This is a genomic window from Pseudomonas sp. BO3-4, from assembly GCF_034044115.1.
Taxonomy (GTDB): Bacteria; Pseudomonadota; Gammaproteobacteria; order Pseudomonadales; family Pseudomonadaceae; genus Aquipseudomonas; species Aquipseudomonas alloputida.
The window spans coordinates 667501-682481 of sequence record NZ_CP139018.1 but is presented as its reverse complement, the minus strand read 5'-3'; the positions used below and the strand labels follow the sequence as shown (position 1 = coordinate 682481).

Here is a 14981-nt window from a genome sequence, read left to right as displayed (position 1 = left end):
CATCATTCAACCTTCAGCTTCCCCAGCAGTGCGTGCTGTGCTCAACGGCACCCGGATTGCGCTGCATGCCAGCCTGGTCGAGCTGGAAATCGCCACAGCCATCCTGCGCCATCAGCCCATGCGGTAGCCGCCGGGCGCGCAGCGTGAAGGTGTCACTGTCGCGCTGGGCCTGAAGGCTGTAGTAGCGGGTACCTTCGGGCAAGACCAGGTCGCCCTCGGCGTATTGGCCAGTGCGCACGCGGTGGCGCTCCAGGCGCAGGGCGGCATCATGCAGCAGGCCAACCACTTCACTGCGCGCGGCTCGCCGAAGCTGGTCGCTGTAACTGGGGTAGGCAATGGCTGCCAGAATGCCGGTCACGGCCAGCACAATCAACAACTCGATCAGGCTCAAGCCTTGCTGCATGTCAGTCTCCTCGCAATCTTTGCCGCCAGGTGATGCGTTGGGTTTGATTGCCAGCCACGGCGTAGACCGCTTCCAGTACATGCCGTGAGCGGCTTTGCTTGCTGACGGCGGTAATCCGGAACAGGCTAACCGGTTGCCCTTCGGGCATGTGCGCGGCACGTTTGCTGACACCCAGGTTCTGCAGCTGGAAAAAGCCGGTCTGGGTACCTTGCCACTGCCCAACCAGATCGTGCGGCCTGGGCGGCGGCAGGCACGCGTTACAAACGTCAGGGGGCGCCCGTTCAAGTTCGCGCTCCCCGGCCAGCAAAGTGGCCTCAGCCTCTTCCAGCGCCAGCAGGCCATCGCTCAGGTAGCCGGTCATCCGTGTTTCCACCAGCGCGTCACGCAGGGCAGATGTGGCAAGCAGGCCCAGCAGGACGCTGAGCACCAACGCCAACAACAGGACAACACCCCGCTGGCGGTTCATGAAGCCGGCACCGGGTTACGCAATGCCACGCTCAGCGCATGGTGCTGCTCAAGCTGCAAGGTCGGCTCATACAATGTCAGCTGAAGATCGATCCGCTCTCCAGCCACCTGCACCACACGCAGTTCGCGCACGTGATCGACCAAGGGCTGATTGCGGCCGCGCCGCTCGAAGTAAAGCGTACTTCCAACGTGAGCATAGCGATGTCGGCTGACAGGCACAGCCATAAGCGTGTCGCTACCTTGCGCGCGCTCCTTGTGTACCTCCACCGTGTTGATACAGTTTGTCAGCAAGGTCCAGTCGGGGTCGCCGGCATACCCTGGTAACTCAGCGACGACCAGGCTCAAACTTGACGGGCCGCTCGCCAAGGGCCGGGCAAAGGCCTGCTCCGCGCCGGAGACCAGAAAGTCGTCTGGGCTCAGGCGCAGGCAACCGAACATCCCGGCCATGCGGATATCCTGCGCCATGCGCAGCAATGCAAGCCGCGCAGAATCCTGCATGCGCACTGCCGTACTTTGCAGGCGCCAAGTCTGGTGCGCAGAGACAAAAAGCTGGCTGGCCGCCGCCAGCAGCATCAATCCGATCGCCAGCGCCACCACCATCTCAAGCAAGCCAAACCCTGCCTGACAGCGCCTCATCGCCGCCTGCGCTCATGTTCGCTGTGCAGCGCCATCGCCGCCTGGCCATCCCGGCGCGCGCTGTCCGCAGCCTGCAATGCCTGCAATTGCATCGCAGCCGTTGCGAACAGACCTGCGGCCACGATCACGATCGCCAACAACACTTCCAGAAGCGTCATGCCCCCTTGCCTTGCGTGCATCCCTGCACCTCCTGCGACTTTTCCCGTCATTGCTTTCAACTTGGGCGACTGGACCTCTTGTCCAACCGCCAGGAAGCTATAGCCAAGCACGTCCAGGGAGGAATGCACGGTGAAGCAACGCGGCGTAACACTGATACAAATGTTGTCGGCCTTGGCCGTGGCGGTCTTGCTGACCCAACTGGGCATGCCGGCCTACGCCCGAATGAGCGATGACCTGCACCGGGCGGCGGCTGCCCGTGATCTGGCGCAGGCGCTGCGCAGTGCACGCAGCCATGCCATGCTGCAAAGCCAGCCGGTGCTGGTGCTGGCGCTGGACGGTAATTGGGGGAATGGTTGGCGGGTAGTGCTGGAGCATAACCGGCAGGTGCTACGCGAACAGCGCCTTTCAAAGCCGCTGAAAATAACCAGCAATCGCGGCGAGCAGTTCAAATTCAGTGCACTGGGCGTGCCAATGACGTCGGGCAACAGCTGGTTGGGCGCAACACTGGAAATGTGCGAACGCGCCGCTGCTCGCAGCCGATATCAAGTGGCGCTGGCATCAAGCGGCAGAGTCAGGTTGCTTACGGAGGACCGGAGCAATGACCGCTGCTAGCGCGGTCATTGCAGGAACAGTCTTGAGTCGCGCAAGGGCTGCAAAGCAGCCCCTGCATTGGCAGCGGTGCAGCCCGTTAGATCAGCGAGCGAACCCGCAGCTCTTTGGGCATTGAAAAGGTGATGTTCTCTTCGCGTCCATCCAGCTCTTCTGCGCCGGTAGCGCCCCAGGCCTTGAGCTGTTCGATCACACCACGCACCAGCACTTCGGGTGCCGAAGCACCGGCGGTGATGCCGATCCGCGCGGTCTGATCAAACCAGCCGCGTTGCATGTCCTCGGCACCGTCGATCAGGTAGGCCGGGGTGCCCATGCGCTCAGCCAGCTCGCGCAAACGGTTGGAGTTGGAACTGTTCGGGCTGCCCACCACCAGCACCACGTCGCTCTCGCCGGCCAGTTGCTTGACGGCGTCCTGGCGGTTCTGGGTGGCGTAGCAGATGTCGTCCTTGCGCGGGCCACCGATGTTCGGGAAGCGCGCACGCAGCGCATCGATGACGCGGCTGGTGTCGTCCATCGACAGTGTTGTCTGGGTGACGAAAGCCAGGTGGTTGGGGTCGCGCACCTGCAGGTTGGCAACATCTTCCTCGTCTTCGACAAGGTAGATGGCGCCGCCGTTGCTGGCATCGTACTGGCCCATGGTGCCTTCGACTTCCGGGTGCCCTTCGTGGCCGATGAGAATGCACTCACGGCCATCGCGGCTGTACTTGGCCACTTCGATGTGAACCTTGGTCACCAGCGGGCAGGTGGCATCGAACACTTTCAGGCCACGGCCAGCAGCTTCCTGGCGCACAGCCTGGGAAACACCGTGGGCACTGAAGATGACGATGACATCGTCCGGCACCTGGTCCAGCTCTTCGACAAAGATGGCGCCGCGGTTACGCAAGTCTTCCACCACGAACTTGTTGTGCACCACTTCGTGACGCACATAGATCGGCGGGCCGAAGACTTCCAGCGCGCGGTTGACGATCTCGATCGCCCGGTCGACCCCGGCGCAGAAGCCGCGCGGGTTGGCGAGTTTGATTTGCATGCTCGGCTCCAGGCTTACAGGGCCTTCACCTCGAGGATCTCCACCTCGAAGGTCAGGGTCTTGCCAGCCAGTGGGTGATTGAAGTCGATGGTGACCTGGTCGTCATCGAACGCTTTGACCACACCCGGCAGCTCGGTGTTGGCGGCGTCGTTGAAGATGATCAGCAACCCTTCGGACAACTCCATGCCTTCGAAGTTGGACCTCGGCATGACCTGTACGTTCTGCGGGTTAGGCTGGCCGAAGGCGTTCTCCGGGGCAACCACCACGGTGCGCTTGTCACCGGCCTTGAAACCGAACAGGGCGTTTTCAAAACCCGGCAGCAGGTTGCCATCACCCACTTTGAAGGTGGCCGGGGCTTTATCGAACGTGCTGTCGACGGTGTCGCCGTTTTCCAGGTGCAGCGCGAAGTGCAGGGTGACTTCGGTGTTCTGGCCGATACGGGTGTCAGTCATGGACCGGATCCTCGGACTTCTTGCTCTTGAACATATCAAGCGCCAGCATCACCGCACCAACGGTGATGGCGCTGTCGGCCACGTTGAAGGCCGGGAAGTAATGACGGTTCTGCCAGTGCACCAGGATGAAGTCGACCACATGGCCCAGCACGATGCGGTCGTACAGGTTGCCAATCGCCCCACCCAGCACCAGCGCCAGCGCCACGGCCAGCCAGGTCTCGTTGCGCCCCAGGCGTTTGAGCCACACCACCAGCACCGCGCTGACCACCACGGCGATCAGGGCGAACAACCAGCGCTGCCAACCTGCACCATCAGCCAGGAAGCTGAACGCGGCACCGGTGTTGTAAGCCAGGGTCCAGCTGAAGTAGTCAGGAATGACCACGATCTGCTGGTACATGGTCAGGGCGTTGTTGAAGTACAGCTTGGTGGCCTGGTCGATGACCAGGACCAGCGAGCTCAGCCAAAGCCATGCAAGGCGCCCGAAGCGCCCCGCTGCAGGGTTAGGCATAGTGGCGCACCTCACCCTGGCCGCTCAGGTTGTCGACACAACGGCTGCAGATTTCCGGGTGCTCCGGGTGGCTGCCGACGTCGGCGCGGAAGTGCCAGCAACGGCCGCACTTGGCGTGGCCGGACTTGACCACTTTCAGCTTGAGGCCTTCGACTTCGGTGGCTACGGCTTCGGCCGGCGCCTGTGCGAACGGCACCACGCTAGCGGCCGAGGTGATCAGCACGAAGCGCAGCTCGTCGCCCAGCTTGCCCAGGTCGGCACTCAGGCCTTCGTCGGCGTACAGGGTCACTTCAGCCTGCAGGTTGCCGCCAATAACCTTGGCGGTACGCTGGTTCTCCAGCTCTTTGTTCACCGATGCCTTCACCGCCATCACGCGGTCCCAGTAAGCGCGGCCAAGCTCGGTGCCTTCCGGCAGCTCGCTCAAGCCTTGGTACCAGCCGTTGAGCATGACCGACTCGTTGCGCTCGCCCGGCAGGTACTGCCAGATTTCGTCGGCGGTGAATGCCAGGATCGGCGCGATCCAGCGCACCAACGCTTCGCTGATGTGGAACAGCGCGGTCTGGCAGGAACGGCGGGCGACACTGTTGGCGCCGGTGGTGTACTGGCGGTCCTTGATGATGTCGAGGTAGAAGCCGCCCAATTCCTGTACGCAGAAGTTGTGCACTTTGGAGTAGACGTTCCAGAAACGGTACTCGCTGTAGTGCTCTTCCAGCTCGCGTTGCAGCAGCAGGGTACGGTCCACGGCCCAGCGGTCCAGCGCCAGCATGTCTTCCGAGGCCAGCAGGTCGCGGGCCGGGTCGAAGCCGGACAGGTTGGAAAGCAGGAAACGCGCGGTATTACGGATACGCCGGTAAGCATCGGCGCTGCGCTGCAGGATCTGCTCGGAAACCGCCATTTCACCGGAATAGTCGGTGGCCGAAACCCACAGGCGCAGGATATCGGCACCCAGGGTGTTGTTGACCTTCTCCGGCTCGATGGTGTTACCCAGCGACTTGGACATCTTGCGGCCGTTCTCGTCCACGGTGAAGCCGTGGGTCAGCAGCTCGCGGTACGGCGCGTGGTTGTCGATGGCGCAACCGGTCAGCAAGGACGAGTGGAACCAGCCGCGGTGTTGGTCGGAACCTTCCAGGTACAGGTCAGCGCGCGGGCCGGTGGCGTGGCCGATGTCGTGCGAGCCACGCAGTACGTGCCAGTGGGTGGTGCCGGAGTCGAACCACACGTCGAGGGTGTCAGCGATTTTGTCGTACTGGTCGGCTTCAGCGCCCAGCAGTTCGGCGGCGTCCAGCTTGAACCAGGCCTCGATGCCTTGCTGCTCGACACGCTTGGCCACTTCTTCCATCAGTTCGACAGTGCGCGGATGCAGCTCGCCGGTCTGCTTGTGCAGGAAGAACGGGATCGGCACACCCCAGTTGCGCTGACGCGAGATGCACCAGTCCGGGCGGTTGGCGATCATCGCGTGCAGGCGCGCCTGGCCCCAGGCCGGGACGAACTTGGTGTCTTCGATGGCTTTCAGCGCACGCTCACGCAGCGGCTCGCCGGTGCTCGGCTGCTTGTCCATGCCCACGAACCATTGCGCGGTGGCGCGGTAGATCAGCGGGGTTTTGTGGCGCCAGCAGTGCATATAGCTGTGGCTGATGGTTTCGGTGTGCATCAGCGCACCGACTTCGCTCAGCTTCTCGACGATGGCCGGGTTGGCCTTCCAGATGAACTGGCCGCCGAAGAATGGCAGCGACTCGACATACACGCCGTTGCTCTGCACCGGGGTAAGGATGTCGTCGTTGACCATGCCGTAGCGCTTGCACGTGACGAAGTCGTCTTCACCGTAGGCTGGCGCGGAGTGCACCACGCCGGTACCGGCGCCCAGCTCGACGTAGTCAGCCAGGTACACCGGCGACAGGCGGTCGTAGAACGGGTGACGGAAGTTGACCAGTTCCAGCGCCGAACCTTGGGCGGTGGCAACGACCGAACCTTCCAGGTTGTAGCGCTTCAGGCACGACTCGACCAGCTCTTCAGCCAGCACCAGCAGGCGCTCGCCGGTGTCGACCAGGGCGTACTTGAATTCCGGGTGGATGTTCAGGGCCTGGTTGGCCGGGATGGTCCACGGGGTGGTGGTCCAGATCACGATGGCGGCCGGCTTGGTCAGCGAGGCAAGGCCGAAGGCGGCGGCCAGCTTGGCCTCATCGGCAACCGGGAAGGCCACGTCGATGGTCTGCGACTTCTTGTCGGCGTACTCGACTTCCGCTTCAGCCAGCGCCGAACCGCAATCAAAGCACCAGTTCACCGGCTTCAGGCCCTTGAACACGAAGCCTTGCTTGACCATCTCGGCCAGGGCGCGGATTTCACCGGCCTCGTTGGCAAAGTTCATGGTCTTGTATGGGTTGTCCCAGTCACCCAGCACGCCCAGGCGGATGAACTCGGTCTTCTGCCCTTCGATCTGCTCGGCAGCGTACTCGCGGCAGAGCTCGCGGGTACGGTCGGCAGAAAGGTGCTTGCCGTGGGTAACCTCGACCTTGTGCTCGATCGGCAGGCCGTGGCAGTCCCAGCCTGGCACGTACGGCGCATCGAAGCCGGCCAGGGTCTTGGAGCGGACGATCATGTCCTTGAGGATCTTGTTCAGCGCATGACCGATGTGAATCTTGCCGTTGGCATAGGGCGGGCCGTCGTGCAGGACGAACTTGGGACGATCCTTGCCAATTTCGCGCAGCTTCTGGTACAGGCCAATGCTGTCCCAGCGCTGCAGGATCTGCGGTTCGCGCTGAGGCAGGCCGGCCTTCATGGGGAAGGCGGTGTCCGGAAGGTTAAGCGTGGCTTTGTAGTCGGTCATTTCAGGCTCTTCGTTAGCGGTTGAGCGTGCCAATGTGCACGTGCGGCGGCGATATCCGCATCGATCGCCGACTTCAGCGCCTCCAGGGAGGCGAATCGCTGCTCTTCACGCAGCTTGTGGTGGAACTCCACCGTCAGGCGCCGGCCGTAAAGATCGCCGGCAAAGTCCAGAAGATGAATCTCCAGGTGCGGGCGCCCATCACCGGCAACGGTGGGGCGCACGCCGATATTGCCGACACCCGGCCAAGCTTTGCCGTCGATCACGATGCTGGCCAGGTATACCCCGGACAGCGGCACGCGACGGCGCTTGAGCTGGATGTTGGCGGTTGGTGTGCCGAGCTGGCGGGCCAGCTTCTGGCCGTGCAGCACGCGGCCTGTAATGCGGTACGGGCGGCCCAGCAGGTGTTCGGCCAGCTCGAAGTTGCCCTCGGACAAGGCCTTGCGCACTTCGGTGCTGCTGACCCGCAGGCCATCCTGGATGACCGTGTTGGCGGCCTCGACGGTAAAGCCATACGCGTTGCCGGCCTCGACCAGGAAAGCGAAGTCGCCAGCGCGGTCGCAGCCGAAGCGGAAGTCATCGCCCACTTCGAGATGACGCACGCCCAGGCCGTCGACCAGGATGGCCTTGACGAAGGCATCGGCACTGAGCTTGCTCAGACGCTGGTTGAACGCCAGGCACAGCACCCGATCGATACCTTCGGTCGCCAGCAGCTCTATCTTGTCGCGCAGCCGGGCCAGGCGCGCTGGCGCGGTATCGGGTGCGAAGTACTCGCGTGGTTGCGGTTCGAAGATCACCACGCAGGTCGGCAGGCCCAAGGCCTGACCGCGCTCGCGCAGGCGCGCCAGGATTGCCTGGTGGCCGCGGTGAACCCCGTCGAAGTTGCCAATGGTGGCGACACAGCCCCGGTGCTCGGGGCGCAGGTTGTGAAGACCTCGAACCAGCTGCATAACGCGCTTCTTGCTCATAAAGTGGCCGATTATAACCACACCCGGGCGCTGGTGACAGGCAGCAGCGCCCAAGGGCGGCGTGGAATGCGAAAAACCGACGCCTGACCCGCCAAAAGCCTCAGTGCAAGGCCTTGCGAGCGAAATGCCGGGGCCTGAAGCCACACAGGTACAGGCAGCCAAAATACGTCACGACGCCCGCCAGGATCAGCGCCCCAAGCCGCAGGAAGCGCTCAAGCATGATGCCCTGCTCCCAGGCCGGCATATAGTGCATGCCCGCCAGCAGTACTGCCGACATCAGCGTCACTGCCAACACAAGCTTGAGCAGGAACACTGCCCAGCCAGGCTGAGGCTCGAACAGCTGCTGACTGCGCAGCTTCCAGAACAGCAAACCGGCATTCAGGCAGGCACCGAGGCTGATCGCCAATGCCAGGCCGGCATGTGCAAGCGGGCCGACCAGGGCAAGGTTGAACAGCTGGGTGCAGACCAAGGTGAAGACTGCGATCTTCACCGGCGTGCGAATATTCTGCTGCGCATAGAAGCCAGGTGCCAGTACCTTGATCAGAATGATCGCCAGCAAGCCCACGGAATAGGCGATCAACGCCCGCTGGGTCATGGCCGCATCAAACGCGCTGAACTTGCCATATTGAAACAGCGCAACGGTCAGCGGCTCGGCAAGAATGGCCAAAGCCAGGGTGCAGGGCAGCACCAGCAGGAAGCACAGGCGCAGGCCCCAGTCGAGAATCCGTGAGTACTCCTCGCGGTCCTTGTTGGCGTAGGTCTTGGCCAGGGTCGGCAGCAGGATGGTGCCCAGGGCAACGCCCAACACACCGGAAGGCAGCTCCATGAGGCGGTCGGCGTAGTACATCCACGACACCGAGCCGGCCACCAGGAAGGAGGCGAAGATGGTGTTGATGATCAGCGAGATCTGGCTCACCGACACGCCCAGGATCGCCGGCAGCATCTGCTTCAGTACCCGCCACACACCCGCGTCCTTGAGGTTCAGACGCGGTAGCACGAGCATGCCGATCTTCTTCAGCGCTGGCAGCTGGTACAGCAACTGCGCCAGGCCACCCGCCAGCACGCCCCAGGCCAACGCCATGATTGGCGGGTTGAAGTACGGCGTCAGCAACACGGCGAAGGCGATCATCGCCACGTTCAGCAAGGTAGGCGTGAAGGCCGGCACCGAAAAGCGGTTCCAGGTATTGAGGATCGCTCCGGCCAGGGAAGACAGCGAGATCAGGAATATATAAGGAAACGTCACCCGCAACAGGTCGGTGGTCAGCGCGTATTTTTCGGTGCTGTCGACAAAACCCGGGGCCGTCGCCCACACCACCCACGGTGCAGCGAGGATGCCGATGGCGGTCACCAGGGCCAGCACCAGGGTCAGAAGGCCGCTGACATAGGCAATGAAGGTGCGCGTCGCCTCCTCGCCCTGCTGGGTCTTGTACTCGGCCAGAATCGGCACGAAGGCCTGGGAGAATGCGCCTTCGGCGAAGATGCGCCGCAACAGGTTGGGCAGTTTGAACGCGATGAAGAAGGCATCGGTAGCGACACCAGCACCAAAGATGCGGGCCAGGATGGTGTCGCGAATAAAGCCCAGCACCCGCGAAATCATGGTGATCGAGCTTACTGCAGCCAGGGATTTGAGCAGGTTCATCGAAAAGATTCACGCCAATGACAGAGGACGCTGCCAGACAGCGTCCGAATGTGCGATACTCCCGCGCCTTCGCAGGGGAGCCAAAAATTCCCGAGTGTACAGGTCGCGCAGCAGAAAGGAATCTTTCCCGCTTGTTGGCGCACCGCTCGGCGGAACCTTGCAGGTGGCCTTGACATCCGCTCGACTGATCGGCATGATTCGCGGCCTATTTTGTTTGCTATTTACCTAAAGTCTTTCGAGGAGCTCGACGGTGGCCAACACACCTTCCGCCAAGAAACGTGCAAAACAGGCTGAGAAGCGTCGCAGCCACAACGCCAGCCTGCGTTCCATGGTCCGCACCTACATCAAGAATGTAGTTAAAGCAATCGACGCAAAAGACGCCGAAAAAGCGCAAGCCGCTTACGTTCTGGCTGTACCTGTAATCGACCGTATGGCCGACAAGGGTATCATCCACAAGAACAAGGCTGCTCGTCACAAAGGCCGTCTGAATGGCCACATCAAGGCGCTGAAAGAAGCTGCAGCTGCCTAAGCGACGCGCTAGTCGAAAAACCGACCCTAGGGTCGGTTTTTTGTTGCCTGCGATTTATGCTTGCGGGCACAGCTCCATGTGGTACTTGATCTCTGTGGGAGCGGCCTTGCGTCGCGGAAGAGCTGCGGGGCAGCCCCGGCAATCTCAGCTTCTGCGCTGAGGCCGAGGGGCCGCTACGCACCCCTGTCGCGACGCAAGGCCGCTCCCACAAAAAAGCGGGGCCGCGTTTGGCGGCCCTACTTTTACATCACTTGGCGATTTGAATCTTCGGTGCCCACTGCAGCCATTCATCCTCGGCCTTTTCGAACAAGGCAAAGGTCTGTTGCGGCCGTGCCGGGTTACCCATCTGCTCGCCATCTGGCGTTGCAAAGGCGATACCGCCATCGATCAGGGTTTCCACCGACTCGGTACGCACTGTAGCGCCCTTGAACAGACCCCAGTCGAACCCGAAACCACTGCTGTTCCAGAAGCGGCTACCGCTGCGCACCAAGGCGGCATAGCGCGGCTCGATGAGGATATGAATCAGCACGCGGTCAGCGCTCTGGCCCAGCTCGAAGCCTGTCACCTTGCCCACCGTAACCTCACGATAGGTAACCGGCACACCCGGCTTGATCGAGCCGCGGCGTGGCGCACTGAGCGTCAATGGCAGGCCGACCTCTGGCCCTGCTACCTGCGGTGCTTCGGCCAAGGCGATGAAATCGCGCTGTGGCCCACGGTTCTTGGCTGCTGGCTGCACTTCCAGGTACTGCCCACCTATCAAGGTGTCCAGGTTTTCAGTGCGAACCAGGCCCAGGGCCGGCTTGACCACCCAGAACTGCGTACCGGCACGGGCAATACGATCCGCCGCTTCGGTAATGCGCGCCCGTAGCAGCACCGCCTGCAGGTCATCGGTGAGGTCGACGCTCTCGATGCTGCCCACATCCAGGCCGCGGAAGCGGATGGCCGTGCCCGGTTTCAGGCCATCGGCACGCTCCACGCGGATGGTGATCAACGTACCCGCACGGTTTACCGCCTCCTGGCTGTCATGCAGGCGGAAGCGTGGAATGTGTCGCTTCAGCGGTACATCGGGCCGTGGCGTATCGAACGCAATACCGCCGGCCATCAGTGTTTGCAGCGACTCACTCTTGATCTTGATGCCCGACAGGCCGCCGGTCAGGGTGATCCCACTGACGTTCCAGAAGCGCGACGAACCATTGACCAGCTTCTCGTACTCCTTCTCGATATGCACACCGATCAGGATGCGGTTGCTGTTACGGGCGAACTGATAGCTCTGCACGCTACCCACCTTCACCTGGCGATACATCACCGGGCTGCCGATTTCCAGCGAACCCAAGGTGTCGGCGAACAACACCATGTGCAGGCCCGGCGCTTTGAGGTCGAGCGGCGGCGCCTTGGCACGCGCCTCGAACTCACGCTCTGGCCGTGCGCCCTTCTCACCAGGACGAATGGCGATGTAGTTACCTTTGACCAGCGCTTCCAGGCCCGTGATTCCCGCCAGGGAAATCGACGGTTTGACTACCCAGAACTGCGTCCCGTCTACCAGGTAGTCCTCGGTCAGCGGGTCGAGTGTCAGCTCGGCAGAAGCGCTGGCCAGGTTGTCTTCCATCTTCAGGGCTTTCAGCGAGCCCACCTGAATGCCCTTGTACATGACCGGCGTGCGGCCCGCCTGCAGGCCTTCATAATCGCTCAGCTTCACTTTTACCCGGATACCCGCCTGGGCTGCATCGAAGTCCTCGTACAGGCGGAACGGCAGGCTTGGATCGGTGGGCGGGCTGTCCTTGCGGTACTCCGGCGTGGCGAAGGCGATACCACCCGCCACAATGCTCGACAACGACTCACTGCGCACCTTCACACCCGAAAGCGAAGCATCGATGCTGACACCGCTGGCGTTCCAGAAACGCGTGTGCTTGCGCACCAGGCTGGCGTAGGCCGGCTCGATGAAGACTTTCACCTCTACGGTGCTCTGGTCCTCGGACAGGCGGTAGCTTTTCACCCGGCCAACCTGAATCTGCTTGTAGAACACCGGGCTGTCACGGTTGAGCGAGCCCAGCCTGTCGGCCTTGAGGGTCAGGTGCAGGCCGGGTTCAGAATCCGAGAGCGGTGGCGCCACCTTCAATGCCACAAAGCGTTTGGTACGTTCCCCCTCTCCCGGGCTAACGGCTATGTAGTTACCCGACACCAGTGTTTCAAGGCCAGATATACCGGCCAGGCTGACACTCGGCTTCACCAGCCAGAAACGCGTGCCTTTGGTTAGATGGGGCTCGGCAGCCTTGTTCATCTCGATGGTAGCGATCACCCCCTGCGTGTCGCCCTTGGCATCGAGCACCAGGCTTTTCACCTTGCCAACCGGCATGCCTTTGTAGATGACCTCGGTCTTGTTGGCGACGATGCCCTCTCCCGACTCGAAGCGGACTTCAATTTCCACGCCAGCGTCGCGGTAGGCCTGCCACGCGAGCCAGCCACCGATCATTAGCGCAATCAAGGGCAGGATCCAGATGGCCGACCAGTTCGAGGCGGGGCGGGTTTTAGCCGTTGGCAGGTCACTCATGGTCGTCATCCGACTCCGTGTTATCCCAAATCAGTCGGGGATCGAAAGTTAAAGCGGCAAGCATTGTCAGGATCACCACAGTTGCGAAGGCGACAGCGCCCAGGTTGGCTTCGACACTGGCTATTCGGCCAAAATTCACCACTGCCACCAGGATGGCAATGACGAAGATATCCAGCATGGACCAGCGCCCGATGAATTCGATGAAGCGGTACATCAATATCCGCTGCCGGGCCGAAAGCGGTTGCCGCCGCTGGACGGAGTACAACAGCAAGCCGATGCCCACCAGCTTGAACGTGGGGACCAGGATACTGGCAATGAACACCACAGCCGCAATGGGCACCATGCCATGCTTGAGCAGGGTGATGACACCGGACATGATGGTGTCCGGGCTGCCCTGACCGAGGGTACTCACGGTCATGATCGGCAGTATGTTGGCTGGGATGTAGAGGATCGACGCCGCAATCAGCAACGCCCAGGTGCGCGCGATACTGTTCGGCCGGCGTGCATGCACGATAGCGCCGCAGCGTGTGCAGGTTTGCGAAGTGCTGTCTGGCTCTTGCCTGTTCAGCTCGTGACACTCATTGCAGACAACAATGCCTGCGTCAATCGCCCGCATGCAGGTCCTCCCCCGATAGCGCACTCCAGATCTGGTGGGGCGACATCACCACCTCGAGCCACACCTGGATCAATAACAGACTGATGAAACAGAACAGCCCAAGGCCCACGGTCAGTTCGGCCAGGTCCACCAGCTTGACGATGGCCACCAGCACCCCCATGAAATAGACCTCGAGCATGCCCCAGTCACGCAGATGGTGATAGATGCGGTAGAAGACCAGGCCGTAGTCACGCCCGAAGTTCAAGCGGATGCTCAACAGCACGGCCAGCTGACAGAGCAGCTTCGCCAGCGGAATGACCATGCTACAGAGCAACACCACTACGGCAACACCGCGCATTCCCGAGTTGTACAGGCCTAGCACGCCACTCCAGACCGTATCGTCCGAAGTCTGACCAAGCAGGTGCAACTGCATGATCGGCAGGAAATTGGCCGGCACGAACAGCAAAAGGGCCGCCAGTACCAAGGCCAGGCTGCGATTGACCACATTGTGCCGGTGGGCATAGAGCTCGTAGCCGCAGCGCGGGCATTGGGCTTTCTCATCATGCTGCAGCACGGGCTTGCGCAGCAGCAGGTCACATTCATGGCAGGCGACAAGCTCGTCCAACGGCAGCTGGTCCAGGGTTTCAGGTTCGACAGAATTGGACATATGGCGCTTCTGAATAGGTGCGTGGTGGCTATTCTAGTGTTCTGGCTCGAATTGTGGGAGGCGACATTGGCCTGGAGGGTATGCGCCCCTGCCTGGCGTTGCCCCCTTCCCCGTAGGAGCGGGTTTACCCGCGAACACCGGCGAAGCCGGTGCCATCTCCGCTCTCGAGCAAGTCCAGTTTTTTTGCCCAAAAAGACAAAACCCCTACCTGCATGCGCAGATAGGGGTTTTGCGAAATGAATCTTGACGATGACCTACTCTCACATGGGGAAACCCCACACTACCATCGGCGATGCATCGTTTCACTACTGAGTTCGGGATGGGATCAGGTGGTTCCAATGCTCTATGGTCGTCAAGAAATTCTGTTGCCAGAATGTCCAGATGGACAGCCCAGCGAATCCGGATATGCGATATTTGTGGTCTTACGAATTTTCGGGTCTTTCGTCTTCACCACCACAATCTGCGTCAGCAAATTGCTTGGGTGTTATATGGTCAAGCCTCACGGGCAATTAGTATTGGTTAGCTCAACGCCTCACAGCGCTTACACACCCAACCTATCAACGTCGTAGTCTTCGACGGCCCTTTAGGGGATTCAAGATCCCAGTGAGATCTCATCTTGAGGCAAGTTTCCCGCTTAGATGCTTTCAGCGGTTATCTCTTCCGAACATAGCTACCCGGCAATGCCACTGGCGTGACAACCGGAACACCAGAGGTTCGTCCACTCCGGTCCTCTCGTACTAGGAGCAGCCCCTCTCAAATCTCAAACGTCCACGGCAGATAGGGACCGAACTGTCTCACGACGTTCTAAACCCAGCTCGCGTACCACTTTAAATGGCGAACAGCCATACCCTTGGGACCGGCTTCAGCCCCAGGATGTGATGAGCCGACATCGAGGTGCCAAACACCGCCGTCGATATGAACTCTTGGGCGGTATCAGCCTGTTATCCCCGGAGTA

15 protein-coding genes and 2 rRNA genes (1 of these 17 running past the window's edge) are annotated in these 14981 nt (G+C 61.4%); 2 read left to right on the top strand and 15 right to left on the bottom strand.

Annotated features, from left to right (window positions below):
- Positions 1-13: 13 nt before the first annotated feature.
- Genes REH59_RS03105 through REH59_RS03090 form a run of 4 tightly spaced genes read right to left on the bottom strand, consistent with a single transcriptional unit; the run spans position 14 to position 1683 of the window.
- Positions 14-403 (bottom strand): type IV pilin protein, encoded by a 390-nt coding sequence (locus REH59_RS03105; RefSeq protein ID WP_003247577.1) that lies wholly within the window; start codon positions 401-403, stop codon positions 14-16.
- Position 404: 1 nt separating this feature from the next.
- Positions 405-869 (bottom strand): hypothetical protein, encoded by a 465-nt coding sequence (locus REH59_RS03100; protein ID WP_014859469.1) that lies wholly within the window; start codon positions 867-869, stop codon positions 405-407.
- Positions 866-1504, bottom strand: coding sequence for a PilW family protein (locus REH59_RS03095; protein WP_004577284.1), 639 nt, complete (start codon positions 1502-1504; stop codon positions 866-868). The genes REH59_RS03100 and REH59_RS03095 overlap by 4 nt, the downstream gene beginning before the upstream one ends.
- Complete coding sequence (locus REH59_RS03090; RefSeq protein WP_003247582.1) at positions 1501-1683, bottom strand: type IV pilus modification PilV family protein; 183 nt, start codon at positions 1681-1683, stop codon at positions 1501-1503. The genes REH59_RS03095 and REH59_RS03090 overlap by 4 nt, the downstream gene beginning before the upstream one ends.
- Positions 1684-1792: 109 nt before the next feature.
- Here REH59_RS03090 and REH59_RS03085 point away from each other — a divergent pair, with 109 nt between their 5' ends.
- On the top strand, positions 1793-2275 hold the full coding sequence (locus REH59_RS03085) for a GspH/FimT family pseudopilin (protein ID WP_012051114.1): 483 nt from the start codon (positions 1793-1795) through the stop codon (positions 2273-2275).
- Between the two features lie 76 nt (positions 2276-2351).
- Here the strand turns inward: REH59_RS03085 and ispH are convergent, their stop codons facing one another.
- The 6 genes from ispH to murJ form a co-directional block, all read right to left on the bottom strand.
- Complete coding sequence (gene ispH, locus REH59_RS03080; RefSeq protein ID WP_004577287.1) at positions 2352-3299, bottom strand: 4-hydroxy-3-methylbut-2-enyl diphosphate reductase; 948 nt, start codon at positions 3297-3299, stop codon at positions 2352-2354.
- 14 nt (positions 3300-3313) lie between these two features.
- Positions 3314-3751 (bottom strand): FKBP-type peptidyl-prolyl cis-trans isomerase, encoded by a 438-nt coding sequence (fkpB, locus tag REH59_RS03075; protein ID WP_003247607.1) that lies wholly within the window; start codon positions 3749-3751, stop codon positions 3314-3316.
- Entirely contained in the window at positions 3744-4259 is a 516-nt protein-coding gene (lspA, locus tag REH59_RS03070; RefSeq protein WP_014862058.1) for a signal peptidase II, read from the bottom strand. Before lspA ends, fkpB begins: the two co-directional genes overlap by 8 nt.
- Positions 4252-7083 carry an isoleucine--tRNA ligase gene (ileS, locus tag REH59_RS03065; RefSeq protein WP_014862057.1) on the bottom strand — a complete coding sequence of 944 codons (2832 nt, stop codon included), beginning with the start codon at positions 7081-7083 and terminating at the stop codon, positions 4252-4254. The genes lspA and ileS overlap by 8 nt, the downstream gene beginning before the upstream one ends.
- Positions 7080-8030 carry a bifunctional riboflavin kinase/FAD synthetase gene (ribF, locus tag REH59_RS03060; RefSeq protein WP_003247613.1) on the bottom strand — a complete coding sequence of 317 codons (951 nt, stop codon included), beginning with the start codon at positions 8028-8030 and terminating at the stop codon, positions 7080-7082. Before ribF ends, ileS begins: the two co-directional genes overlap by 4 nt.
- A gap of 118 nt (positions 8031-8148) precedes the next feature.
- Positions 8149-9687, bottom strand: a complete 1539-nt coding sequence (gene murJ, locus REH59_RS03055; protein ID WP_003247616.1) for a murein biosynthesis integral membrane protein MurJ — start codon at positions 9685-9687, stop codon at positions 8149-8151.
- 250 nt (positions 9688-9937) lie between these two features.
- Between murJ and rpsT the strand changes: the two genes are divergently transcribed.
- A complete protein-coding gene (gene rpsT / locus REH59_RS03050; RefSeq protein WP_003247625.1) occupies positions 9938-10216 on the top strand; it encodes a 30S ribosomal protein S20 in 279 nt (92 codons plus the stop codon).
- Between the two features lie 247 nt (positions 10217-10463).
- On the opposite strand, the gene REH59_RS03045 is transcribed toward rpsT, so the two are convergent.
- The 5 genes from REH59_RS03045 to REH59_RS03025 form a co-directional block, all read right to left on the bottom strand.
- Positions 10464-12764 (bottom strand): PqiB family protein, encoded by a 2301-nt coding sequence (locus tag REH59_RS03045; RefSeq protein ID WP_004577289.1) that lies wholly within the window; start codon positions 12762-12764, stop codon positions 10464-10466.
- Positions 12757-13380: a paraquat-inducible protein A gene (locus tag REH59_RS03040; RefSeq protein ID WP_003247629.1), complete on the bottom strand. Its 624-nt coding sequence runs from the start codon at positions 13378-13380 to the stop codon at positions 12757-12759. Before REH59_RS03040 ends, REH59_RS03045 begins: the two co-directional genes overlap by 8 nt.
- Complete coding sequence (locus tag REH59_RS03035) at positions 13367-14026, bottom strand: paraquat-inducible protein A (RefSeq protein WP_003247631.1); 660 nt, start codon at positions 14024-14026, stop codon at positions 13367-13369. The genes REH59_RS03040 and REH59_RS03035 overlap by 14 nt, the downstream gene beginning before the upstream one ends.
- A 241-nt stretch (positions 14027-14267) precedes the next feature.
- A 5S ribosomal RNA gene (gene rrf / locus REH59_RS03030) occupies positions 14268-14383 on the bottom strand.
- A 131-nt stretch (positions 14384-14514) separates the two neighbouring features.
- Positions 14515-14981, bottom strand: a 23S ribosomal RNA gene (locus tag REH59_RS03025); it runs 2426 nt beyond the window's last position.